The following is a 23,613-nucleotide window of genomic DNA, read 5'->3' as shown; positions in this document are numbered from 1 at the left end:
AAGAGGCTAGCCGCGTAGCGTTGAATCGCGCCCAGGCAGACCTGGGTATACTTCCGGTGCTCAGCGGCAAGAGTGTGTAAACTTCAGGTGCTCACCCGCAAGTGTGGGTAAACTTTAGTTCCAATCCGCAAATCTCTATCCAGATGCGCGCGCAACGCCAGCGGCCGGCCAGAGGTTAGTGGACGCGTCCATGGCCCTGTACATAAGGCGCTCGCGCCGACGACCGCCGCCGGCTATTCGCGGAATGCGAATGAGCGACGAAAGTCATCCCCTGTTGCCGAATGTTAAATTCGGCCTGGGAAGGCCCAAAACGGATGAGATTTAGTTCCACGGACTTGACGGTCGCGAATGTCTTGAGCCAGAGTGGATTGAGCATGACGCATTGTCATCGGCTTTTGCGATGACAGTCAACGCCTTCAGGCGGCTTCCCGATTGCCATTGAAATCGATACCATGACGGCTGATGTGGACGAATCGGCCACTAGAAATACAGCGGGCCTGATTCGGCGAGACGCCTGTTTCCGAGGTGCAACCATCGCGACGCCGAAAATACGGTCGTGCCTCTCCGAACTCCATCATGACCCGGGATTCCTCACACACCGCGCTACTCTGGATCGTCGCCGCCGCATTCTTCATGCAGACGCTGGATACGACGATCGTCAACACCGCGCTGCCTTCGATCGCGCAAAGCCTGCACGCATCGCCGCTCGCGATGCAGCCCGTCGTCGTCGCGTACACGCTGACAATGGCGCTGCTGACGCCCGCATCCGGCTGGTTCGCGGATCGCTTCGGCACGCGGCGCGTCTATTTCGCCGCGATTCTCGTTTTCGTGCTCGGCTCGCTGTGCTGCGCCGGCGCGCATACCCTCGATCAACTTGTCATTGCGCGCGTGCTGCAAGGCATCGGCGGCTCGATGCTGCTGCCCATCGGACGGCTTGCCGTGCTGCGCCGCGTGCCCGGCGAGCAATACGTGTCGGCGCTGGCGTTCGTGTCGGTCGCGGGACAGGTCGGGCCGATCGTCGGGCCGACGCTGGGCGGCTGGCTCACGCAGTCCATTTCGTGGCACTGGATTTTCCTCGTCAACGTTCCCGTCGGCGTGATCGGGCTCTTCACCGTACAACGCTATCTGCCGCACGATCACGCGACGCATCCGCCGCCATTCGATTTCATCGGCTGCGGACTGCTCTCGCTCGCGATGATCCTGCTGTCGCTCGCGATCGATCCGCCGATGAGCGCGCATCGCATCGAATGGTCGGCGGGTCTCGCGGCGGCCGGAGTCGTTGCGGCGCTCGCGTACATTCCTCACGCCCGCTCGTTCAAGCGGCCGCTCTTCAGGCTCGCGCTGTTCAGCGAACCCAACTTCAGCGTCGGTCTCGTCGGCAATCTGCTGTGCCGGATCGGATCGAGCGCAGTGCCGTTCATGCTGCCGCTGTTGATGCAGGTGCAGCTCGGCTATTCGCCGTTGCGTTCGGGTCTGATGATGCTGCCCGCCGCGATCGCGGGCACCGTCTCGAAGCGATGGATCGCGCCGCTGATCAAGCGCTTCGGCTACTCGGCGTTTCTCGCCGTCAACACGGTGATCGTCGGCTCGACGATCGTGGCGTTCGCGCTGGTGTCGAAGCACTCGGCGCCGTTGCTGGAAATCGTGCTGCTTGCCGTGTTCGGCGCGGCGAACTCGATGCAGTTCGCCGCAATGAACAGCGTGACGCTCAAAGGCTTGTCGCACGCGGATGCGGGCAGCGGCAACAGCCTCTTCTCGATGGTGCAGATGCTGGCGATCGGACTTGGCGTGTCGATCGGCGGCGGGCTCGTCAACTTGTTTTCCGCGCAATGGGGCTCGGCGTCGACGGGCTTCATGCTCAGCTTCGTGTGCGTCGGCCTGATCACGCTGCTGTCGGCGCTCGTGTTCCGTCGGCTCGACGTGCCGCCCGCGCAGCCTGCCGTCGCGGCGCCGGCACGCACGGCGCGCTGATCGTGCGCCGCTGGGCATCAATGGGCGTTGTGCGTATGCCGCGCCCGCTCGACGAGATGATCGACCATCCGCTGCGCCGCGGGCTGTAGCGATTCGAAATCGCGAAAGCACACGACGAACCTCCGCTTCGCCCATTCGTCCGTCAACGGAATCACGCGCACATCGAGAATGCGCGCATACGTATCGCCGACCACCTGCGGAATCACGCTGATGCCGAGCTTCGCGGCGACCACGCGAAACGCCGCATCGAAGTTCGACACGACCGCTCTGTACGACACGGTGCCGCCTGCGCGCGCGGCGGCGCGTTGCATCATCATGTGCACGGCCGTCGATGGCGGCAGGCCCACGTGCTCGTAGCCGAGCGTCTCCGCGAAGCGCAGCGTCGAGCGCTTCGCGAGCGGATGGTCAGGATGCACGGCGAGCGCGAGCCGGTCCTCGCGATACGGCCGATGCTCGAGCCCTTCGAGATCCACGTTGTCCCAGCACACGCCGACGGACGCCGCGCCTTCGCGCAGCCGCCGCACGAGATCGTGCGATAGCCACTCCTCGACATGCACGCGGATGTTCTCGTGCGCGGGCATGCTCATGAACGACGCGACATCGTCGAGCAGGCTTTCGGCAATCGCCGACGCCGACGCGCACACGCTCACACTGCCGCGCAGGCCGCTGCCGAATGCGGCGATATCGCTTGCGATCCGGTCCATCGTGAACAGTACGTTGCGCGCGTGTTCGAGCAGCGCGACGCCGGCGGGCGTCGGCAGCACGCCGCGTCGCGAGCGCGTGAAGAGCGGCACGCCCAGATCGCTTTCGAGCTGCGCGATCCGCTTGCTGACGGCGGAAGGCTCGATATGTTGTTCGTGCGCGGCGCGCGCCATGTTCTTGTGCTCGCAGACGGCCACCACGAGCCGCAATGTTTTCAGGTCGATGTCGCGCAACGGTTGTCTCCTGTCTGCGCTGAATTGGTGCTTTAGCTGTGGCTGGAGTTAGTGCTTCAGCACTTACCCCAGCCCCATGTAGAGCACTTGCTCCGGTCCATGCCAGATGGTCGCGCTGCGTTTCCGTTTCGGAAATCTGGCGCTTCCAAAATACCGCTTTATGTATCGAATGGAATCTCTAAAGTTAGCACAATGCCGGCGTGTGCAACGACCGGCATGCAACATTGGAGACACCCTCGATGCCCTCATTCCCCTCCCGCGTCGTGATCCGCGAAGTCGGCTTGCGCGACGGGCTGCAAAGCATTCAGACCGTTCTTCCCACGGAAAAGAAGATCCAATGGATCGCCGGCGCGTATGCGGCCGGTCAGCGCGAAATCGAAGCCGGCTCGTTCGTGCCCGCGCGCCTGTTGCCACAACTCGCGGACACGGCGGAACTCGTCGCGTATGCGAAGACGCTGCCCGGTCTGTTCGTCTCGGTGCTCGTGCCGAACCTGAAAGGCGCCGAGCGCGCGATCGACACGCAAGCGGATCTGATGCTCGTGCCGTTGTCCGCGAGTCGCGAGCATAGCCTTGCGAATCTGCGCAAGACGCCCGACGAAGTGGTCGCCGAAGTCGCGCGCATCCGTGCCGCACGCGACGCAGCGGGCTCGAAGACGCTGATCGAAGGCGGCATCGGCACTGCGTTTGGCTGCACGATTCAAGGCGCCGTCGACCAGGACGAAGTACTGCGCTGCATGCAGGCGTTGCTCGATGCGGGCGCGGACCGCGTGAGCATCGCGGATACCGTTGGCTATGCGAATCCCGCCGACGTGCGCGATCTGTTCGAGAAAGCGCGGCGCATGGCGGGCGAGCGTTTCTGGTGCGGACACTTCCACGACACGCGCGGCCTCGCGCTCGCGAACGTGTATGCCGCGCTCGAAACGGGCGTCACGCGCTTCGATGCGACGCTCGCCGGCATCGGCGGCTGTCCGCATGCGCCGGGCGCGAGCGGCAACGCGTCGAGCGAAGACCTCGCGTACATGCTCGCGGACATGGGCATCGAAACGGGCATCGACATCGAACGGCTGCTGGCGCTGCGCGCGAAGGTCGCGCAGTGGCTGTCGAACGAAACGCTGCACGGCACGCTATGGCGCGCGGGCTTGCCGAAGACATTCAACGGCGGTGCGAAGCGCACCGCGAATCCCATCGTTACCGCCTGAGGTTCAACATGAGCACATCCAGCCGGCTGCCTCTCGAAGGCGTGCGCGTCATCGAATTCACTCACATGGTCATGGGGCCGACATGCGGGATGATCCTCGCGGATCTCGGCGCCGAAGTCATCAAGATCGAGCCGCCCGGCGGCGACAAGACGCGCAAGCTGCCGGGCCTCGGCATCGGCTTCTTTCGCACGTTCAACCGCAACAAGAAGAGCGTCGTGCTCGATATCAACACGCCCGACGGTCACGCCGCCGCTGAAGAGCTGATCGGCCAGTGCGACGTGATGCTCGAAAACTTCCGGCCGGGGTTGATGCAGAAGCTGGGCCTCGACTACGACACGCTATCGAAGAAGTTTCCGCGCCTGATCTACGTATCGCACAAGGGTTTTTTGCCGGGGCCCTATGAAAAGCGGCTCGCGCTCGACGAAGTCGTGCAGATGATGGGCGGTCTGTCGTATATGACGGGGCCGGCAGGGCGTCCGCTGCGCGCGGGCACGTCGGTCAACGACATCATGGGCGGCATGTTCGGCGCGATCGGCGTGCTCGCCGCGCTGCGCGAACGCGACTTCACGGGGCAAGGACAGGAAGTGCAAAGCGCGCTGTTCGAGAACTGCGTGTTCCTCGCCGCCCAGCACATGCAGCAGTACGCGATGACGCATGAAGCGCCGCCGCCGATGCCGTCGCGTGTCTCCGCATGGAGCGTGTACGACGTGTTTACGCTCGCGAATGATGAGCAACTGTTCATCGGCGCCGTCAGCGACAGGCAGTTCGTCACGCTGTGCGATGTGATTGGCCGGCCGGATCTCGCGAGCGAGCCGCAATTCGCGGACAACGCGATGCGCGTGGCCGTGCGTCCCGAACTGCTCGCGCGTCTGGGCGACATAGTGAAGCACCATCGCGCCGACGACCTCGCGGCAAAGCTCGAAGCAGCGGGCATTCCTTACGCGCACATCGTGCGCCCCGATCAACTGTTCGACGATCCGCATCTGAAGCAAAGCGGCGGACTCGTGCCGATGCAAACCGACGACGGCGGCACGACAGAAGTGGTCCTGCTGCCGCTGACGATGGGCGGGCGGCGGCCGGGCGTGCGTCAGGCGCTGGCGAAAGTCGGCGAGCACACGCAGGAGATTCTTTCGCGGCTGACGGGGCGCGCCACTGCGTGACCGCGTCGATGGCCGCGAAACGGAGACCGACCGATACCGACTGACACCAACGAAGCACCGACCATCAGGCATCCAGACCAACCCGACAACTGATGGCGCATTTCAGGAGACAGACAACTATGCAGCGCACGATACCCGCGACAGCGGACAATCCCCCGTTTGCGCCCTCCGAAGCGCAGACCAATTTGCGCGCGGCGGCGGCATTGTCGGCGCGAATGGACCGCTTGCCCGTCACGCGTTATCTGTGGATGCTCGTCCTGCTGATTTCGCTCGGCGGATTCTTCGAGGTCTACGATCTGATCTTCACCGGCTACATCGCGCCGGGGATGGCGAAGAGCGGTCTGCTCAAGACGACGACGGACTCGTTCTTCGTACTTCAGGGCATCGCGGGCTTTATTGCGTCGACGTTCGCGGGGCTGTTCGTCGGCACGTTCTGCTTCGGCTGGCTGCCGGACCGTTTCGGGCGCCGCAAGGTGTTCACGGTGTCGCTGCTGTGGTATTCGGTCGGCTCCGCGATACTGGCCTTTCAGCACACGCCTGAAGGGCTGATCTTGTGGCGCTTCATCACGGGCATCGGTGTGGGCATCGAAATCGTGACGATCGACAGCTACGTCACCGAGCTTGTGCCGCAGCACATGCGGGGCCGCGCGATGGCGTTCAACCAGGCGGTGATGTTCGCGGCCGCGCCTGCCGCGGCGATCCTTTCGTACTGGCTCGTGCCGACCACGTTCGCCGGCATCGACGGCTGGCGTTGGGTCGTGCTGATCGGCTCGGCGGGCGCGGTGATCGTATGGTTCATTCGTCTCGTCGTGCCGGAAAGCCCGCGCTGGCTCGCGAGCCACGGGCATGTCGAAAAGGGCGACCGCGTGGTCAGAAAGATGGAAGCGATGGCCGCGCGTCAAACGGGTCGAGCGTTGCCGGAGCCGCTGCCTGCCGTCGAAGTGCCCGCGCATCGACGCGCGTCGCTCGCGGAATTGTGGCAGCCGCCGTATCGCTCGAGGCTCATCATGTTGATCGTCTTCAACTTCTGCCAGGCGATCGGCTATTACGGATTCGCGAACTGGGTGCCGACGTTGCTGATCGGTCAAGGCATCACGGTGACGAAGAGCCTGCTTTACTCGTTCATCATCGCCATTGCATTGCCTTCGGGTCCGTTGCTCGCGATGCTGTTCGCCGACAGGCTTCAGCGCAAATGGCTGATCGTAGGCTCCGCGTTTGCAGTGGTCGTGTTCGGGCTCATGTTCGGGCAGATGAAAGCCGTCGTGCCGCTGATCGTGCTCGGCGTGCTCATCAGTCTCGCGGGACAGACCATCTCCGTTTGCTATCACGCGTATCAGGCCGAGCTATTCCCGACGCGCATCCGTTGCCGCGCAAACGGGATCGTCTATTCGGCGAGTCGCATCGGCGCAATGATGTCGGGCTTCGTCATCGCTCACCTGTTGCGTGAGTTCGGCGTTGCGGGGGTGTTCGTCGGCATCACCGCGTGTATGATCGTCGTGATGATTTCGATCGGCGGATTCGGGCCGAAAACGAATGGCGTCCGGCTCGAAGAGCTTTGCCATTGAGATCGCGCTAATCGCTAAAAACAGGAACGCCGGCCGGGTCTTTGGCGATCCGGCCGGCGTTTTTGTCGTCATGCAACGGCTAAGCGCAGGAAATTACGCTTTGCCTGCCTTCAGTTGCAAACGGAACTTGTGCAGCAACGGTTCCGTATAGCCGCTCGGCTGCGCGCAGCCTTCGAACACCAGCGCGCACGCCGCCTTGAACGCAATCGAAGCATCGAAGTTCGGTGCCATCGGCTTGTAGTTCGGGTCGCCTGCGTTTTGCTGATCGACGACCTTCGCCATGCGCTGCAAGGTTTCCTTCACGAACTCCGGCTTGACGACGCCGTGACGCAGCCAGTTCGCGATGTGCTGGCTCGAAATGCGCAGCGTCGCGCGGTCTTCCATCAGGCCGACGTTGTGGATGTCGGGCACCTTCGAGCAGCCGACGCCCTGATCGATCCAGCGCACCACATAGCCGAGGATGCCCTGTGCGTTGTTCTCGACTTCCTGGCGGATCTCGTCGTCGCTCCACCGCGCGCGTTCGACGACGGGGATGGTCAGCAGCCCGTCGAGCAGTTCGTCGCGCGCGCTCGCGAAGTCCGTGCGCTCCAGTTCCTTCTGCACGGCCTGCACGTCGACCTGATGATAGTGCAGCGCATGCAGCGTCGCGGCCGTGGGCGAGGGCACCCATGCCGTGTTCGCGCCCGCTTTCGGATGACCGATCTTCTGTTCGAGCATCGCCTTCATCAGGTCGGGCATCGCCCACATGCCCTTGCCGATCTGCGCGCGGCCGCGCAGGCCCGCAGCGAGACCGACCAGCACGTTGCTGCGCTCGTACGCGGCAATCCACTTGCTCGACTTCATATCGCCCTTGCGCATCATCGGGCCGGCTTCCATCGAGCTGTGCATCTCATCGCCCGTGCGATCGAGGAAGCCCGTGTTGATGAACGCGACACGCGCCGATGCCTCGCCGATACACGCGGAAAGGTTCACGCTCGTGCGGCGCTCTTCATCCATGATGCCCATCTTGATCGTGTTGCGCGCGAGCCCGAGCAGATCTTCGACGCGCGCGAACACCTCGCTCGCGAACGCAACTTCGGCGGGGCCGTGCATCTTCGGCTTGACGATGTAGATGGAGCCCGTGCGCGAATTGAACTTGTGCGTGCGGTCGTGCAGCGCGCACAGCGTCGTGACGACGGCATCGAGAATCCCTTCGGGGATCTCATGACCGTCGCGATCGAGCACGGCCGGGTTCGTCATCAGATGGCCGACGTTGCGGATGAACAGCAGCGAGCGTCCATGCAGCCTGACGGCCTGGGCTTGCCCATTTGCGCCCGTGTACTCGCGGTCCGCGTTCAGGCGGCGCGTGAACGTCTTGCCGTTCTTCGTGACTTCTTCCGTCAGCGTGCCGACCATCAGGCCGAGCCAGTTGCGATACAGCTGCACCTTGTCGTCGGCATCGACGGCGGCAACCGAGTCCTCGCAGTCGATGATCGTGCTGACAGCCGCTTCCATCAGCACGTCCTTGATGTGCGCGGGGTCGGTCTTGCCAATCGAATCGTTTGCGTCGATCTGGATTTCGAAGTGCAGACCGTTGTGCTTGAGCAGCACGGCCGACGGCGCATTCGCGTCGCCCTGATAGCCGACGAACTGCGCCGGGTCTTCCAGCGTGGTCGCGCCGTTCGTCAGTGCGACGCTGAGCTTGCCGTTCTCGACGCGGTAGCCGGTCGCATCCGCGTGCGAACCGTTCGCGAGCGGGGCGGCATTGTCGAGGAACTTGCGCGCGTACGCGATCACGCGCGCGCCGCGCACCGGGTTGTACTTCGCGGTGCGCTCGGCGCCGTCGGTTTCGTCGATCGCATCGGTGCCGTAGAGCGCGTCGTACAGGCTGCCCCAGCGCGCATTCGCTGCGTTCAGCGCGTAACGCTGGTTCGACAGCGGCACGACGAGCTGCGGGCCCGCCTGTTCGGCGATTTCGCGGTCGACGTTCTCCGTGGTGGCCTTCACGCTCGCAGGCGCGGGCACGATATAGCCGATGCTTTCGAGGAAGCTGCGATACGCGCGCAGGTCGCGCACCGGGCCGGGGTTGGCGCGATACCATTTGTCGAGTTCGACCTGCAGGCGGTCGCGTTCGGCGAGCAGCGCGCGGTTCTTCGGCGCGAGGTCGTGCACGATGGCATCGAAACCGGCCCAGAATGCGGCGCTATCGACACCGGTTCCAGGCAGGGTTTCCTTTTCGATGAACTGTTCGAGGTTCGCGGCGACCTGCAATCCGCCGCGTTGAGTCATTTGGGTCATGGGCTGTTCCAAGAGGGGCGAGATTTCGACTAGCTTCGGGGCGGCGTTCAACCATTCGCACGGGTGGCAACGGCCGCGGCACCGGCCTTTGCCACTTGCGCATCCTGATCGGCCTTCACGCCGGAAACACCGACGGCGCCGACCACCTGACCATTTACCACAACGGGCACGCCGCCTTCCAGCGTACCCGAGAGCGGCGCGCTCAGGAATGCGGTGCGGCCGCCGTTGATCATGTCTTCATACTGCTTCGATTCGCGGCGGCCCAGCGCGGCCGTGCGGGCCTTTTCGGTCGCGATGTAGGCGCCGATGGGCGCGCAGTTGTCGAGGCGCAGCAGCGCCAGTTGATGGCCGCCGTCGTCGACGACGGCAATGGCGACGGCCCACTGGTTGCGTTCGGCTTCGGCGCGCGCCGCTTCGATGATGGTCGTCGACTCGGCGACCGTCAGAACGGATTTTGTCTGCATGTTGCGTTTCCTGAAACGATTGAGGTGACTTCCATCTACAGACCGGTCGCGAGTCGCGGATCGACATGACAGGCGGCGCACACACGCACGATTTACGCGCGAGCGAGGTCCAGTCTTATATATGACTTGGGGTCCATTGTTCCGTGTTCTGCGCTGCTTGTCGACCCGGTGGAACACTGGTCGTACCAGTTTTTTCTGTCCCCATGTAAGGTCTCGTCATCACAGAGCAATGGCATGCAAGTGCCGCGCCAGGGAAAACCCGCGCTGACCACCGATGCGCTTGACCATCGGTTGAGCTGCGCGAATACTACTAAGATATTAGTGAATTGACGGATGTAGCCAGGCCATGTTCGTAATCCACGATCACCGGATTCATCTCGAAGGCGAGCCGCTCGCACGCGATGTCGATGCGCCCGCCGTGAGCGCGCTGCTCGCGCATGGAAAGACCTGTCGTCCGCCCGTATGCGGCACGGTCTATGGCACGTTGTTGAACGATCGTGCCGCGCTCGATGCGTTGGGCGACGCCGTCCATGCTCCGCCGTACAAGGCGCCGCCGAAAGCGCCCGTTGTGTACGTGAAGCCGCGTAACACGCTGGCAGGGCACGGCGCGCAAGTCGTCGTGCCTGACGATGAGCATGGCGTGCAAGTCGGCGGATCGCTCGGCATCGTGATCGGACGCACGGCGTGTCGCGTGAGCGTCGAGCAGGCGCTGGAGTTCGTCGCGGGATACACCATCGTTGCCGATCTTTGCGTGCCGCATGCAAGCGTTTATCGGCCGTCGGTGCGGTTTCGCGCGCGCGATGGCTTCTGTGTGATCGGTCCTGCCGTGGTCGCGCGACGGCACGTGGCCGATGCGGATGCGCTCTGTATTGCGATCAGCATCGAAGGAAAGCGCGCATTCGATGCGAGCACTTCTACTTCGATTCGCAACGTCGCCCAATTGATCGCCGATGTGACGGACTTCATGACGCTTTCCCCCGGCGATGTGCTGACGCTGGGTGTCCCGCATGGCGCGCCCATCGCGCACGCGGGCGACAAGGTGAGCATCGCGATCGGCGCATGGACGCCGTTGCGCTTCTCGACGACGTCGAAAGAAGGAGGCGAACGATGATGCGCGGCCGTGTTGCGTATGCAGGCGCCATTCACGAGGCGTATCCGCACGAGCGCGGCGTGAGGCTTGCCGATGGCCGCGTCTGTCGCGAAGAAGAAGTCGTATGGCTAGCGCCCATCGAACCCGGCACGATCTTCGCGCTCGGTCTGAATTACGCGGAGCACGCGAAGGAGCTGCAATTCTCGAAGCAGGAAGAGCCGCTCGTGTTTCTGAAGGGGCCAGGCAGCGTGATCGGTCATCGAGGGGTGACGCGCCGTCCCAACGATGCGGCGTTCATGCACTACGAGTGCGAACTCGCCGTGGTGATCGGCCGGCCCGCGAAAGAAGTGAAACGCGACGAGGCAATGCAGTACGTCGCGGGCTACACGATCGCGAACGACTATGCGATCCGCGACTATCTGGAGAACTACTACCGGCCCAATCTGCGCGTGAAGAATCGCGATGGCGGAACGGTACTCGGACCGTGGTTCGTCGATGCCGCCGATATTGCCGATGTTGCGCAGCTCGAGTTGCGCACCTACGTGAACGGCACACTGCAACAAAAGGGCAATACGCGCGATCTCGTCACCGACATTCCCTCGCTGATCGAATATCTGAGCAGCTTCATGACGCTCGCGCCCGGCGACGTGATTCTGACGGGCACGCCCGAGGGCGTCGTCAATGTGAATGCGGGCGACGAGGTCGTCTGCGAGATCGATGGCCTCGGCCGTCTCGTCAACGTGATCGCTTCCGACGCGGACTTCAACCGCGACTGACTGTCTGGGACATGCCAATGCGAATCGAACATCTGATCAACGGCCAATCGACGGCCGCTCGTGACTACTTCGAGACCGTGAATCCGGCGACGCAAGAAGTACTGGCCGAAGTCGCGCGCGGCACCGGCGAAGATATCGACGCGGCTGTGCGCGCAGCGAAAGACGCGTTTCCCGCATGGGCCGCCACGCCCGCAGCCGAGCGCGCGAAACTCGCGCGCAAGCTCGGCGAACTGATCTCGAAACACGTGCCCGAAATCTCCGACACGGAAACGCGCGACACGGGCCAAACGATTTCGCAAACGCGCAAGCAACTGGTGCCGCGTGCCGCCGACAACTTTTCGTATTTCGCGGAGATGTGCACGCGCGTCGACGGCCATACGTACCCGACCGATTCGCATCTGAACTACACGCTGTTTCATCCCGTCGGCGTGTGCGCGCTGATTTCGCCGTGGAATGTGCCGTTCATGACGGCCACGTGGAAGGTCGCGCCGTGTCTCGCGTTCGGCAATACGGCTGTGCTGAAGATGAGCGAGTTGTCTCCGCTCACGGCCTCGATGCTCGGCGCGCTCGCGCTCGAAGCGGGCATTCCCGCGGGCGTGCTGAACGTCGTGCACGGCTATGGCAAGGAAGCGGGTGAATCGCTCGTCGCTCATCCCGATGTGCACGCCATTTCGTTCACGGGTTCGACCGCGACGGGCAATCGCATCGTGCAGACGGCGGGCCTGAAGAAGTTCTCGATGGAGCTGGGCGGCAAGTCGCCGTTCGTGATCTTCGACGATGCCGATTTCGAGCGCGCGCTCGATGCCGCCGTGTTCATGATCTTCTCGAACAATGGCGAGCGCTGCACGGCAGGCTCGCGGATTCTCGTGCAGAAATCGATTTACGCGAAGTTCGCGGAGCGCTTTGTCGAGCGCGCAAAGCGTCTCTCGGTTGGCGATCCGCTCAGCGAGAACACGATCATCGGCCCGATGATCAGCCAGGGGCATCTCGCGAAAGTGCGCAGCTATATCGAACTGGGGCCGAAGGAAGGCGCGACGCTCGCGTGCGGTGGTCTCGATGCGCCATCGTTGCCCGACGCGCTGAAGAAAGGCAACTTCGTCGCGCCGACGGTATTCGTCGATGTCGATAACCGCATGCGTATCGCGCAGGAAGAGATCTTCGGGCCGGTCGCGTGCCTGATTCCGTTCGACGACGAAGCGCATGCCATTCGCCTCGCCAACGATATCTCGTACGGTCTGTCGAGCTATGTATGGACCGGGAACACGGGGCGCGCGCATCGCGTGGCCGCAGCGATCGAAGCGGGCATGTGCTTCGTGAACAGCCAGAACGTGCGCGATCTTCGCCAGCCGTTTGGCGGCACGAAGGCTTCGGGTGTTGGGCGCGAAGGCGGCACGTGGAGCTATGAAGTGTTCCTCGAACCGAAGAACGTGTGCGTGTCGCTCGGATCGCATCATATTCCGCGCTGGGGCGTTTGAATTTTTGCGCGCCAGTGTTTTTGCAGGTAGCGATTCGGCTTTGCATGGGACTGGAGTAAGCACTAAACAAAGGAGACCGCGATGGGCAAGCTTGCACTGGCCGCCAAAGTCACACATGTGCCTTCGTTGTATCTATCCGAACTCGATGGACCGCACAAAGGCTGCCGTCAGGCGGCCATCGACGGGCATCATGAGATCGGCCGGCGCTGTCGCGAACTGGGTGTCGATACGATTGTCGTGTTCGATGTGCACTGGCTCGTGAATAGCGAGTACCACATCAATTGCGCGCCGAAATTCGAAGGCATCTATACGAGCAACGAACTGCCGCATTTCATCAACAACATGGCGTATGCGTATCCGGGCAATGTGAGGCTCGGCCAGCTAATCGCGGAAGTCGCGAATGAAATGGGCGTGAAAACGCGCGCGCATAGCGAGACGTCGCTCGACCTCGAATACGGCACGCTCGTGCCGATGCGTTATATGAATTCGGATCAGCGCTTCAAGACGGTATCGATCGCGGGATGGTGCATGTGGCACGACCTGCCGACGAGCGCGCGCTTCGGACTCGCGGTGCGCAAGGCCATCGAGGAACGCTACGACGGTACGGTTGCGATTCTTGCGAGCGGCTCGCTCAGCCATCACTTCGCGAACAACGGCACAGCCGAGCAATTCATGCATAAGGTGTGGGACCCGTTTCTCGAACAGACGGACCGGCACGTGGTGTCGCTTTGGGAGAAGGGCGACTGGAAGACCTTTTGCGGCATGCTGCCGCTCTACAACGAGAAATGCTGGGGCGAGGGCGGCATGCACGACACGGCGATGCTGCTCGGCGCACTCGGTTGGGACCGCTACGAAGGCAAGGCCGAAGTGGTGACGCCTTATTTCGGCAGTTCGGGCACCGGGCAGATCAACGCGATTTTTCCCGTGACGCCATTGCCGGCTTGATTGCTCGAAGGAGTTCAACGTGCCACATCTCACGCTCGAATACAGCGCCAATCTGGCGAACGACGACAGCATCGGCGCGCTGTGCGGGAAGCTCGCGCAAAGCCTGGACGCGCAACGCGAGAACGACCAGCGCGTTTATCCGATCGGCGGCATACGCGTGCGCGCGTTGCGTTGCGAGCAGTATTGCATTGCAGACGGCAGACAAGATGCCGCCTTTCTGCATGCGAACCTGAAGATCGGCGCGGGCCGCTCGGAAGCCGTAAAGAAAGCGACAGGCGATGCGCTATTCGATGTCATCAAGCAGCACTTCGCCGAAGTTTTCGACAAGCAGGGCCTTGCGCTATCGCTTCAAATCAGCGAATTCAGCGAATCGGGCACGTGGAAGCACAACAATCTGCATGCGCGCCTGAAGAGCTGAACGCGACAGCCTTGCATGGGATCAGTAATGCGCTAAAGCGCCAACTGCTATCGACCGCTTTGCATGGGACCGGAGTTCATCATGCTAGACCAGACGACTATTCGCGAACTCGCCGCGAAGCTAGACCACGCCGAGAAAACGCGCACGCAATTGCGGCATTTTTCCTCTGCCTATCCGGAGATGACGATCGAAGATGGTTATGCGATCCAGCGCGAATGGGTGAAGATGAAACTGGCCGAGGGCCACGTGATCAAAGGGCGCAAGATCGGCCTGACGTCGCGCGCAATGCAACGTTCGTCGCAGATCGACGAGCCGGACTATGCGCCGCTCCTCGACAGCATGTTTATCGAAAGCGGACAGGACATTCGCGCGGACCGCTTCATTGCGCCACGTGTCGAAGTGGAACTGGCGTTCATTCTCGCGAAACCGCTCAAGGGCCCCGGCGTGACGCTGTTCGATGTGCTCGACGCGACGGCATACGTGACGCCCGCTGTCGAGATCATCGATGCGCGCATCGAGCAGTTCGACCGCGACACGCGCGCGCCGCGCAAGGTCTTCGATACGATCTCCGACTTCGCCGCGAACGCGGGCATCGTGATGGGCGGCCGACCCGTGCGCCCGATGGATGTCGATCTGCGCTGGGTCGGCGCGTTGCTGTACAAGAACGGTGCCGTCGAAGAGAGCGGACTCGCCGCGGCGGTGCTCAATCACCCGGCGACAGGCGTTGCGTGGCTCGCGAACAAGATCGCGCCGTATGACGAGCGCCTCAATGCAAACGACGTAATACTCAGCGGCTCGTTCACGAGTCCGATTTCCGCGCGCGCCGGCGATACGTTTCATGTCGATTACGGCCCGTTAGGCGGTATTGCGCTCAACTTTGTCTGAGGGCTTGCTATGGAATGTGTCCAGAATCGCTTCAAGCGCGGATTGGCGCAAGGCGAGCCGCAATTCGGATTGTGGACGGCGCTTGCCGATGCTTACGTCGTCGAGCTGCTTGCGACGGCGGGATTCGACTGGCTGCTCATCGACAACGAGCACGCGCCAAACGATGTGCGCAGCACGCTCGCGCAATTGCAGGCAGTGTCGGCGTATCGCTCGCATCCCGTCGTGCGGCCGGTCAAGAGCGATGCGGCGCTGACCAAGCAGTTGCTCGATATTGGTGCGCAGACCTTGCTGCTGCCGATGATCGATACCGAGGAACAGGCGCAAGCGGCCGTCGCGGCGACGCGCTATCCGCCGCTAGGCGTGCGCGGTGTCGGCAGCGCGCTTGCGAGGGCGTCGCGCTGGAACCGTGTGCCCGATTATCTGGCCACTGCTTCCGACGAGTTGTGCGTGCTGGTGCAGGTGGAGACGGTGCAAGGGTTATCGAATCTGGATGCGATTGCGAAAGTCGATGGCGTGGACGGCGTGTTCTTCGGGCCGGCGGATCTGAGCGCGTCGATGGGCTTTCTCGGCAAGCCTGGTGAACCCGTCGTGCGCGAGGCGATTCGCGAGGGCATTCGAACGGTGCGCGCGGCGGGCAAGGCGGCGGGCGTGCTCGCGCCCGATCGCGCGTTCGCGGCCGAATATCTGGAGGCAGGCGCGACCTTCGTCGCCGTAGGCACCGATGCGGGGCTGCTCAGCCGCGCGGCCGCCGATCTTGCGGCTTCGTATATCGCAGATCAGAGGCGCGCGGATACGACGGCAAAGGGCGGGTACTAGCGTCGCGTGGATGCGTTCGATGCGGAGGCGGCACCATGACGTCATCGATCAAACTCGTGCTCTTCGACATGGAGGGCGTGTTGTCACATTACGACCGCGCCGCGCGGACCGATCGCATGTCGTCGATCACGGGCAAGCCGCCCGAGGCCGTGCGCCACGCGATCTGGGACTCAGGGCTCGAAGCGCGCGCCGATGCCGGAGAGATCACCGATGACGAGTATCTGCTCGAACTCGGCAATTTGCTGGGCTGTCGCGTCAGCCGCGACGACTGGCTCGTTGCGCGCCACGCGTCGATCACGCCTAACGCCGAATCGCTCGCCGTCGCAGCGCGGATTGCCATGCGTCGCAAGATTGCCGTGCTGACCAACAACTGCCGCCTCGTCACGGATCACATCGGTTATCTCAACCCGCCCGTTGCGCAACTTTTCGGCTCGCATGTCTATCCGTCGGCTGCATTCGGCGCGGCGAAGCCCGCGGCCCAAGCGTATCTCGGCTGTGTCGGCCATCTCGGCGTCGATGCGCGCGAAACGCTTTTCATCGACGACTCGGAGGCCAACGTCACAGGCGCAATCGATGCCGGTTTGCACGCGTATCAGTTCGTCGATGCGGATGCGCTCTCGCGAGAGCTTGCACGATTCGATCTGCTGTAGCGCTTCTATCGAGGCGGCTTCGTGCGCCGGATGAAACGCTGTTCGACGACCGTCTTTCCCCACTGCGTGCCGTCCGCTTCTTCGGCCAGCGTGAAGCCGAACGCCTCATACAGATGACGCGCGGCGTCGAGGCCCTTGAACGTCCACAGGTAGGTCTCGTCGAAACGTTCGTCGACGAAGGCCATCGCGCGTGCCATCAATTGCCGGCCCAGACCCGAGCCGCGCAGCGAATCGTCGACGATGAACCAGCGCAGGTGTGCGATGCGCGTCGATGCGTCCGAGTCGATGGCGACCGACGCAAGCGTGCGCGCGTTGTCGACGACGAGCCACAGCCCCTTGCCAGGGTCCGGCAACGATTCTGCGAACGCCGCGAGCTCTGTCGCGACGCGCTTTTCGAAGAACACGCCGAAGCCCGAGTGCTGCGAGTAATAGCGACCGTGAAGGCTCGCGACGTCGCCGATGCAGCCGGGGTAGTAGCCCTCGACGATTTGCACGTGCGGCGCCGATGGCGTCTGATTCTCCTTGGCATCGTTGTCCTGCGCGAGCGCGCTCGCATACAGCGACAACGCACGCACCAACGCCTGTTGATCGGACGGCGCGAGCTTGCGCAAAGCGCTCGACACCTGATCGGTTGCGAACTTGTCGATTTTCTTGCGCAGCTGCTGGCCTGCTCTCGTCAGATAAAGCTCCGACGAACGCGCATCCTGGTTCGATGCCGTGCGCTCGACGAGCCCCGCCGATTCCAGCTTTGCGATCTGCCTGCTGGCGTTCGACTTGTCGAGGCGCAGTAGATGGGCGAGATCGCGCGCCTGCATGCCGGGCGTCGCGCCGATTTCGAGGATCGCGTGGACGGCCGATGGTGCAAGATCGCTTTCCGCGAGCGTGGATCGCATGAAACCGAGTTCGCGAACGAGCTTGCGCGAGAACTCGCGCAATTCGAGGATGGTCTTGTCGCGTGATTGGGAAGGTTTATCGATGATGTCCATCACGGCTCCTGGAGTTGCGCTTCGCAACTACTATAGTTGCGAAGCGCAACTTATGCAAGGGGCGTGATTTCTCTACGCCTCGCTCACCTGTATGTGATAAAGCCCCCACGGACATAGTACGAAGCGGTCTTTCAATGGCTTTGCCGCGAGTTGCGGAATGTTGTCGGCGTCGTAGATCGCCCATAAAGGACCGAGTCCGCCCAATGGCATCGGCTTGCCGTCCATGTGAGTCGCGACGACGAATTTCCAGGCGCGCACGTTGTCGAGCGTCGTCAGCACCGTATAGCCATCGACTGCGCGCAATGCAATCTTGGTGTCGCCGGAATTGGGCGCACCGGCCTGTTCGAGCACGTTCGTCAGCAACGGGCCGCTCAGAGTGTGCTGCTTCGCGTCGTATTCGATTGTCGGCTTGATCGTCACGGCGGGCAGGCCGGCGACGGACGGGTAATCGAACGTATAAGCCTCCGGGAATTTGACCAGTTGCTTCGCCATCAACTGATCGAATGCCGGATCGAGTGCGCCGCGATTCGTGCGCTTGATCGCACCCGAGACGGTCAGGATCGCGGACGCCGCCGCGCAAGCGGGATGCTTGGTGTTCGTTGCGGCGAACGCAGGCGTCACGGCTGCGCCGAATGCAGCGGCGCTGGTCAGGAACTGACGTTTGTTCATGTTCATTTGCTCCGCTGATGAGCCTGTTTTCAGGCGATTGCCAGTCGACGCGAAGGTCTGCGCTCGCGTGTGCGCGTTTCATGATGCTCTGCGGTTTTTACACGCGCAACGTTAAACCTGCAGTCACTAAACCTTTCACCGATGCTGAAGCAGCAACGCGTCAGCGTAGAATCAAATTACATTGAATGCGGCTTTTCATTCAATCCGCGCCCATTCCACGGAACCGGGGAGGATCGCGCATGAAAGACGAATCGCAAGGCGAACTGGCGCCGCTCGTCGTGGTGCATCCCGACAGGGAGATCGCAACGAGTCAGCGCCTGCCGTATTTCGTGGGCATTTCGGCCACGACGACGGGCGCGCAGGCGTTGTCGATGTACCTCGTCGTGGTCCCGCCCGGCGGACACGCCGAACCGCACATTCACAGCGGCTACGAAACGGGAATCTATGTTCTGGAAGGGCGTGTAGAGACCCGTTATGGGCCGGGCTTGCGTCAGTCAGTTGTGACGGAAGCGGGGGACTTTCTCTTCATACCGCCCGGCGTGCCGCATCAGCCTTTCAATCTCAGTACGACGACGCCGGCTCGCGCGATCGTGGCGCGCAATCATCCTGAAGAGCATGAGCAAGTGGTGCCCTACGATCCGTCCAGCGCGCCATAACAGTGCGTTCAGCAGGTATCAGAAAAGCTGAACAATCCGATGCGGATTACGCGTTTTTCTTACGCCCGCGATTGCGGCATAGTAGTCACACGACGACCTACCCGAGATTGTGACTGCCATGAACATGCGAACCGACCACGCGTTACTGGCCAATCCTCAACTGACCTTCGCGAACGTCGCATCGGGCATCTGCATTCCGTACATCGAACGCGGTGTGGGTGAGCCCGTGGTATTCGTCCACGGATCGCTGTGCGACTACCGTTACTGGGACGCGCAGATCGCGCCGCTCTCCGCGCGTTTTCGCTGCATCGCTCCGAGCCTCAGCCACTATTGGCCGGCTGCCGACGCGTGCATTCAGGACGACTTTAGCTGGCACGCTCATGTCGCCGAACTGGCGGAGTTCATCGACGCGCTGGATCTCGCGCCCGTGCATGTGGTGGGCCATTCGCGAGGCGGGTGCATCGCGTTTCACCTGGCGTGCGAATATCCGCGTCTCGTCAAAACACTGACGCTCGCCGATCCCGGTGGGCCGCTGCAAAAGGACGGCGTGCGCGAAGCGTCGCTGCCCGCCACCACGAACGCTTTGCGCGCGAAAGTCGCGGGCATGATCGAAGAGGGTATCGTCGAGCCGGGACTCGAACTATTCGTCGATTCCGTCAGCACACCCGGCGCATGGAGAAAGAGCACGACCACTTTTCGCACGATGGCGCTCGACAACGCGAGCACGCTGCCCAAGCAGTTTCGCGATCCGCTGCCTGCCTATTCACGCGACGCGGCGGCGCAAGTGAAGTGTCGGACGCTGCTCGTCGATGGGCAAAAGAGCCCGCGCATGTTCCGCAATAACGTCGACAGTCTTCAAGAGTGGATCTATCTCGCGGACCGAGGAACGATTGCGGGCGCATCGCATGGCATGAACGTCGCCAGTCCGGCTGCGTTCAACCGGATGCTCAGTTCATTTATCGGCTATTGATAGCCGCACGAGGCTCGCTCATTTGAGCCGCAGCATCATCTCGACTTCGCGATCCGTATCGTCGTCGATTCCGTCGACGCAAGGCTCGTTGTCGACGGCTTCGAATCCCGTCGATCTGTAGAGCGCGAGTGCACCGGCGTTTTCGGCGTCCGTATTCAGCGCGATATGGGTCAGGCCCATTGCGCGCGCGTGATCGACGGCGACGGCAATCAGTTGCCGCGCGATGCCGCTCCTGCGATGCGCCTGCACGACGAACAAGCCCCACAGAAAGCCCTTTTGCTGCACGGGACGCAACGGATAGCGCTTGAGTCCCGCCACGGCGATGAGCGCGTCGCCGTCGAAGGCGCCGAACACAATCTGGTTCGCCGTCGAACAGATACGCGCCTCGATTTCATCGAGAGAGCGTTTTCCCTCATCTTCGCGCGTGGACGCGAACGCGTGAGGCGCTTCGTCAATGGCGCACAGCCGCAGCGACGCGTAAGCGACTGCATCGCTCGCACACAGGGGGCGAATGTGAGGGCGAACTCGGTTCATCGCGCGATTTTAAGGCATGGACCTGCTGATCAGCCGCGAATGCACGCCGAAATTTGGCGATATACGTCATCGTATAACACATGTCTGCAACCACTTCTCAAATCCCTTGATCACGCACTTGATGGCATGCTAAACATGTGTGACTTGTCCATGGCGAGCGCTTTAGGGAAAGATGCTCAGGGTAAACGCGTCGTTGCAAAAATCATTGTGCCGTTTCATTCTGTTATCAGACAACCTATGAGCGCGAGCCTTCATGCTGCGTTTGCGAATCTTGCCGGCAGAACGTCGGCGCGTCAGGAGGAGACGATTCATGGCCAACGTTGTGCAAGGCGTATCCGTGGGACAGAAGACGCGAATCCGCTACGGGATCGTTGCGATGCTGTTCCTTGTCACGGCCGTCAACTATGCGGACCGCGCGACGCTTTCGATGGCGGGCACTGCGATGTCCAAAGATCTCGGTCTCGACGCGGTGGCCATGGGCTTCATCTTTTCCGCATTCGGCTGGTCGTATGTGATCGGTCAATTGCCGGGCGGCTGGCTGCTCGACCGCTTCGGATCGAAACGCGTTTACGCGGCGAGCATTTTCATCTGGTCGCTGTTCACTGTATTGCAGGGCACGGTCACTTACCTGAGCATTTCGCTCGCGATCAGCACGCTGTTTGCGCTGCGCTTTCTTGTCGGCTTGAGTGAAGCGCCGTCGTTTCCCGCCAATGGCCGCATCGTGGCCGCATGGTTTCCCGCTGCCGAGCGCGGCACGGCTTCTGCGATCTTCAATTCCGCGCAGTACTTTGCGACAGTGATGTTCGCGCCGATCATGGGCTGGGTTACGCATCGCTTCGGCTGGCCGTATGTCTTCTATTTCATGGGCGCAGTGGGCATTGTCGTGAGCATCGCGTGGATGAAGACGGTTTACGGTCCCAAAGATCATCCGCGCATCAGCCGCGCCGAACTCGACCACATCAAGGAGGGCGGCGCGCTCGTCGACATGGATGGACCGAAGAAGCGCAATGTCGCCGACGAAGCGGCGACGCGCGAATCGAACGTCGCTGCCCAATCCACGGACGAAGCGCCGAAGTGGTCGTACGTCAAGCAGTTGCTGCGCAACCGGATGCTGCTCGGCGTTTATATCGGCCAGTACTGCATTACGACGCTCACGTATTTCTTCCTGACCTGGTTCCCCGTGTATCTCGTCAAAGAGCGCGGCATGTCGATTCTCAATGCGGGTTTCGTCGCCGCTTTGCCTGCCGTGTGCGGATTCATCGGCGGCGTGCTTGGCGGAATCTTCTCCGATTTCCTGATTCGCAAGGGATGTTCGCTGACCGTCGCGCGCAAGGTGCCGATCGTGGTGGGCATGTTGCTGTCGACGAGCATGATCGCGTGCAACTACGTCGATTCGTCGGCTGTCGTCGTGGCTATCATGGCGTTCGCATTCTTCGGCAAGGGGCTGGGCGCGCTCGGATGGGCCGTTGTCGCGGATACGTCGCCGAAGCAGATCGCCGGTCTGAGCGGCGGCATGTTCAATACGTTCGGCAACATCGCCGCGATCACCACGCCGATCATCATTGGCTACATCGTCAAGCTGACGGGGTCGTTTAGTGGCGCACTCGTGTTCGTTGCTTGCAATGCGCTGGTTGCGATCGTGAGTTATCTGCTGATCGTGGGTGAAATCAAGCGAGTGCAGTTGAAGTGATCTTCTGAATGTCCGCAAGCGCGCGATTTTCGATTGGACCACTTGCGGGCATTTCGGGTTTGGCTCAAACACGCGCTAGCTCGCATCCGCGCCATAGGCGCCATCACCTAGCCAAACTTCAGCCCCGTCTGCTTCATCGCTTCCTGCAAGCCGAGCTTCGGGTACTTCTTCGCGACGATGCGCATATCGTTGCGTGTCTCTTCAACGAGCCAGTCGCGCAGGTTGGCAACGATCTGCCGCAACGGTTTGTTGGCCGGCGTGAGAAGACAGCAACGCCAATCCGTCACGATCACTTCGTGCTCGGCGGGCAGTAGTGCGCCTTGCGCGAGCCAATGCGACACGACATCGAGCCTGCCGAGCGCGATGCCCTGGCCAAGCAGCGCGGCTTGCACGGCGCTCGCGTAGTCGGCGAAGCTCAGCATACCCACGACACGTCGTCCGTTTCCGATGAACGCGCTAAAGTGTTCGTGCCAGCCGTGCTGTTCGTTGTCCGTTACGATCAGCGTGTCGCCTTGTGCGCGGCCGGCGTCCGTACGAACCGTGTCGAGATAGCGCTGATTGCAGACGGGCAGCAACGTTTCCGGCATCACGAACACCGCGTTCTCGTCGATCTCGCTGTCGTGCAGAAAGCGCATGCCCAGATCCACGTCATTGAGCGGCGCGTCGCTATGCCCGCCAATCAGTTGAAACCGCAAATCGATGTGAGGGAAAGCCTGCTTAACGCGGCCCATGCGCGGCATCAGCCAGTGCGTCGCGAAGTCCGTCGATACGGAGAGCATGACGGGCTCGACACCCATCGCGCGGGCCTCGATTTCGCGTATTGCGTTTTCGATGCCATCGAAGCCTTCCGAAATCGCGCGATACAGAATCTTGCCGCTCTCCGTCAACTCGATGCCGCCGCGCACGCGTTCGAACAGGCGCACGCCGATATGGTCCTCCATGCGCGCGAGCATGCGGCTCACGGCCGGCTGACTCACATCTAGTTCCTGCGCGGCGTGCGTGAAGTTGCGGCAGCGGGCGGCCGCTTCGAACACGAACAGCGCATTGGCACTCGGCAGTTTCTTGCGAAGGCTTGGCATGAGCTGATGTAATGCCTGATCCACCGAGTTGGAAATCGCTGTCGCGATGCGCCCGCTGGCTGCTGCGGCGAGCGATCGCGCGCTTCGATGAATTTGCCGCCGCGAATCGATTTTCCCGGCGCGCGTCCTCTGTCATAAGAGCACTCGCGCGCGGATGTAGTTCAATCGGGTGCAATCACGCAAGCCGGTGTGCAATCGCGGCACCCACTTCCGCCGTGTTGGCTTTGCCGCCGAGATCGCCCGTACGCGGGCCGTCCTTCAGCACGCCTTCGATGGCTGCGAGAATCGCATCGTGCGCCTCGCGTTCCTTGCCCTGGCCGTTGCCGAGAAAGTCGAGCATCATTGCAGCCGACCAGATCATCGCGATGGGATTGGCGATGCCCCTGCCCGCGATATCGGGCGC

Annotated in this window: 23 protein-coding genes; 15 read left to right on the top strand and 8 right to left on the bottom strand. The window is 62.2% G+C overall.

Features of this window, described 5'->3' with window-relative positions; all coding sequences use genetic code 11:
- Positions 1 to 525 precede the first annotated feature (525 nt).
- Positions 526 to 1,971 (top strand): multidrug transporter subunit MdtD, encoded by a 1,446-nt coding sequence (gene mdtD, locus BN2476_RS32690; protein WP_268957971.1) that lies wholly within the window; start codon positions 526 to 528, stop codon positions 1,969 to 1,971.
- 17 nt (positions 1,972 to 1,988) lie between these two features.
- Here the strand turns inward: mdtD and BN2476_RS32685 are convergent, their stop codons facing one another.
- A complete protein-coding gene (locus BN2476_RS32685) occupies positions 1,989 to 2,906 on the bottom strand; it encodes a LysR family transcriptional regulator (protein ID WP_087738340.1) in 918 nt (305 codons plus the stop codon).
- Between the two features lie 239 nt (positions 2,907 to 3,145).
- Here BN2476_RS32685 and BN2476_RS32680 point away from each other — a divergent pair, with 239 nt between their 5' ends.
- The 3 genes from BN2476_RS32680 to BN2476_RS32670 all read left to right on the top strand — a co-directional run bounded on the left by BN2476_RS32680 (position 3,146) and on the right by BN2476_RS32670 (position 6,830).
- Positions 3,146 to 4,105: a hydroxymethylglutaryl-CoA lyase gene (locus BN2476_RS32680; protein WP_087738339.1), complete on the top strand. Its 960-nt coding sequence runs from the start codon at positions 3,146 to 3,148 to the stop codon at positions 4,103 to 4,105.
- A gap of 8 nt (positions 4,106 to 4,113) precedes the next feature.
- On the top strand, positions 4,114 to 5,265 hold the full coding sequence (locus tag BN2476_RS32675; protein ID WP_087738338.1) for a CaiB/BaiF CoA transferase family protein: 1,152 nt from the start codon (positions 4,114 to 4,116) through the stop codon (positions 5,263 to 5,265).
- Between the two features lie 119 nt (positions 5,266 to 5,384).
- Positions 5,385 to 6,830 (top strand): MFS transporter, encoded by a 1,446-nt coding sequence (locus tag BN2476_RS32670; RefSeq protein WP_087738337.1) that lies wholly within the window; start codon positions 5,385 to 5,387, stop codon positions 6,828 to 6,830.
- A gap of 93 nt (positions 6,831 to 6,923) precedes the next feature.
- Here the strand turns inward: BN2476_RS32670 and BN2476_RS32665 are convergent, their stop codons facing one another.
- Both BN2476_RS32665 and BN2476_RS32660 read right to left on the bottom strand, forming a co-directional pair.
- Entirely contained in the window at positions 6,924 to 9,107 is a 2,184-nt protein-coding gene (locus BN2476_RS32665) for a malate synthase G (protein ID WP_087738336.1), read from the bottom strand.
- A 47-nt stretch (positions 9,108 to 9,154) separates the two neighbouring features.
- Complete coding sequence (locus tag BN2476_RS32660; RefSeq protein ID WP_087738335.1) at positions 9,155 to 9,571, bottom strand: heme-binding protein; 417 nt, start codon at positions 9,569 to 9,571, stop codon at positions 9,155 to 9,157.
- Between the two features lie 346 nt (positions 9,572 to 9,917).
- Between BN2476_RS32660 and BN2476_RS32655 the strand changes: the two genes are divergently transcribed.
- From BN2476_RS32655 to BN2476_RS32620, 8 genes are all read left to right on the top strand, one after another.
- Positions 9,918 to 10,682, top strand: a complete 765-nt coding sequence (locus tag BN2476_RS32655) for a fumarylacetoacetate hydrolase family protein (protein WP_087738334.1) — start codon at positions 9,918 to 9,920, stop codon at positions 10,680 to 10,682.
- Complete coding sequence (locus tag BN2476_RS32650; RefSeq protein ID WP_087738333.1) at positions 10,679 to 11,437, top strand: fumarylacetoacetate hydrolase family protein; 759 nt, start codon at positions 10,679 to 10,681, stop codon at positions 11,435 to 11,437. The genes BN2476_RS32655 and BN2476_RS32650 overlap by 4 nt, the downstream gene beginning before the upstream one ends.
- Positions 11,438 to 11,454: 17 nt before the next feature.
- Positions 11,455 to 12,912 (top strand): 5-carboxymethyl-2-hydroxymuconate semialdehyde dehydrogenase, encoded by a 1,458-nt coding sequence (gene hpaE / locus BN2476_RS32645; protein ID WP_087738332.1) that lies wholly within the window; start codon positions 11,455 to 11,457, stop codon positions 12,910 to 12,912.
- An 81-nt stretch (positions 12,913 to 12,993) separates the two neighbouring features.
- Positions 12,994 to 13,857, top strand: coding sequence for a 3,4-dihydroxyphenylacetate 2,3-dioxygenase (gene hpaD / locus BN2476_RS32640; RefSeq protein ID WP_087738331.1), 864 nt, complete (start codon positions 12,994 to 12,996; stop codon positions 13,855 to 13,857).
- A 19-nt stretch (positions 13,858 to 13,876) separates the two neighbouring features.
- Positions 13,877 to 14,275, top strand: coding sequence for a 5-carboxymethyl-2-hydroxymuconate Delta-isomerase (locus BN2476_RS32635; RefSeq protein ID WP_087738330.1), 399 nt, complete (start codon positions 13,877 to 13,879; stop codon positions 14,273 to 14,275).
- Between the two features lie 81 nt (positions 14,276 to 14,356).
- Positions 14,357 to 15,160, top strand: coding sequence for a 2-oxo-hept-4-ene-1,7-dioate hydratase (hpaH, locus tag BN2476_RS32630; RefSeq protein WP_087738475.1), 804 nt, complete (start codon positions 14,357 to 14,359; stop codon positions 15,158 to 15,160).
- A 9-nt stretch (positions 15,161 to 15,169) separates the two neighbouring features.
- The gene (gene hpaI / locus BN2476_RS32625) at positions 15,170 to 15,976 is read left to right on the top strand and encodes a 4-hydroxy-2-oxoheptanedioate aldolase (protein ID WP_087738329.1); all 807 of its coding nucleotides are present in this window, start codon (positions 15,170 to 15,172) and stop codon (positions 15,974 to 15,976) included.
- A gap of 35 nt (positions 15,977 to 16,011) precedes the next feature.
- Complete coding sequence (locus tag BN2476_RS32620; RefSeq protein ID WP_087738328.1) at positions 16,012 to 16,626, top strand: HAD family hydrolase; 615 nt, start codon at positions 16,012 to 16,014, stop codon at positions 16,624 to 16,626.
- Positions 16,627 to 16,631: 5 nt separating this feature from the next.
- Here the strand turns inward: BN2476_RS32620 and BN2476_RS32615 are convergent, their stop codons facing one another.
- Positions 16,632 to 17,612: a bifunctional helix-turn-helix transcriptional regulator/GNAT family N-acetyltransferase gene (locus BN2476_RS32615; protein ID WP_087738327.1), complete on the bottom strand. Its 981-nt coding sequence runs from the start codon at positions 17,610 to 17,612 to the stop codon at positions 16,632 to 16,634.
- A 72-nt stretch (positions 17,613 to 17,684) separates the two neighbouring features.
- Complete coding sequence (locus BN2476_RS32610; protein ID WP_087738474.1) at positions 17,685 to 18,281, bottom strand: putative pterin-binding protein; 597 nt, start codon at positions 18,279 to 18,281, stop codon at positions 17,685 to 17,687.
- Positions 18,282 to 18,520: 239 nt separating this feature from the next.
- Between BN2476_RS32610 and BN2476_RS32605 the strand changes: the two genes are divergently transcribed.
- Together BN2476_RS32605 and BN2476_RS32600 are read left to right on the top strand one after the other, a co-directional pair.
- Entirely contained in the window at positions 18,521 to 18,937 is a 417-nt protein-coding gene (locus tag BN2476_RS32605) for a cupin domain-containing protein (protein ID WP_087738326.1), read from the top strand.
- Between the two features lie 118 nt (positions 18,938 to 19,055).
- On the top strand, positions 19,056 to 19,907 hold the full coding sequence (locus BN2476_RS32600; RefSeq protein ID WP_087738325.1) for an alpha/beta fold hydrolase: 852 nt from the start codon (positions 19,056 to 19,058) through the stop codon (positions 19,905 to 19,907).
- An 18-nt stretch (positions 19,908 to 19,925) separates the two neighbouring features.
- Here BN2476_RS32600 and BN2476_RS32595 read toward each other — a convergent pair whose 3' ends face one another.
- Complete coding sequence (locus BN2476_RS32595; RefSeq protein WP_087738324.1) at positions 19,926 to 20,441, bottom strand: GNAT family N-acetyltransferase; 516 nt, start codon at positions 20,439 to 20,441, stop codon at positions 19,926 to 19,928.
- Positions 20,442 to 20,751: 310 nt separating this feature from the next.
- Between BN2476_RS32595 and BN2476_RS32590 the strand changes: the two genes are divergently transcribed.
- Positions 20,752 to 22,131, top strand: a complete 1,380-nt coding sequence (locus tag BN2476_RS32590) for an MFS transporter (protein WP_087738323.1) — start codon at positions 20,752 to 20,754, stop codon at positions 22,129 to 22,131.
- 107 nt (positions 22,132 to 22,238) lie between these two features.
- Here BN2476_RS32590 and BN2476_RS32585 read toward each other — a convergent pair whose 3' ends face one another.
- Entirely contained in the window at positions 22,239 to 23,210 is a 972-nt protein-coding gene (locus BN2476_RS32585; RefSeq protein ID WP_087738473.1) for a LysR family transcriptional regulator, read from the bottom strand.
- Positions 23,211 to 23,385: 175 nt separating this feature from the next.
- A partial coding sequence (locus BN2476_RS32580; protein WP_235851063.1) for an isocitrate/isopropylmalate family dehydrogenase occupies positions 23,386 to 23,613 on the bottom strand: 228 nt, incomplete at its 5' end.

Origin of the sequence: Paraburkholderia piptadeniae (genome assembly GCF_900007165.1) — a bacterium.
GTDB classification, from domain to species: Bacteria; Pseudomonadota; Gammaproteobacteria; order Burkholderiales; family Burkholderiaceae; genus Paraburkholderia; species Paraburkholderia piptadeniae.
The sequence above is the reverse complement of the archived record's forward strand: the minus strand, read 5'-3'. Positions and strand labels throughout refer to the sequence as shown.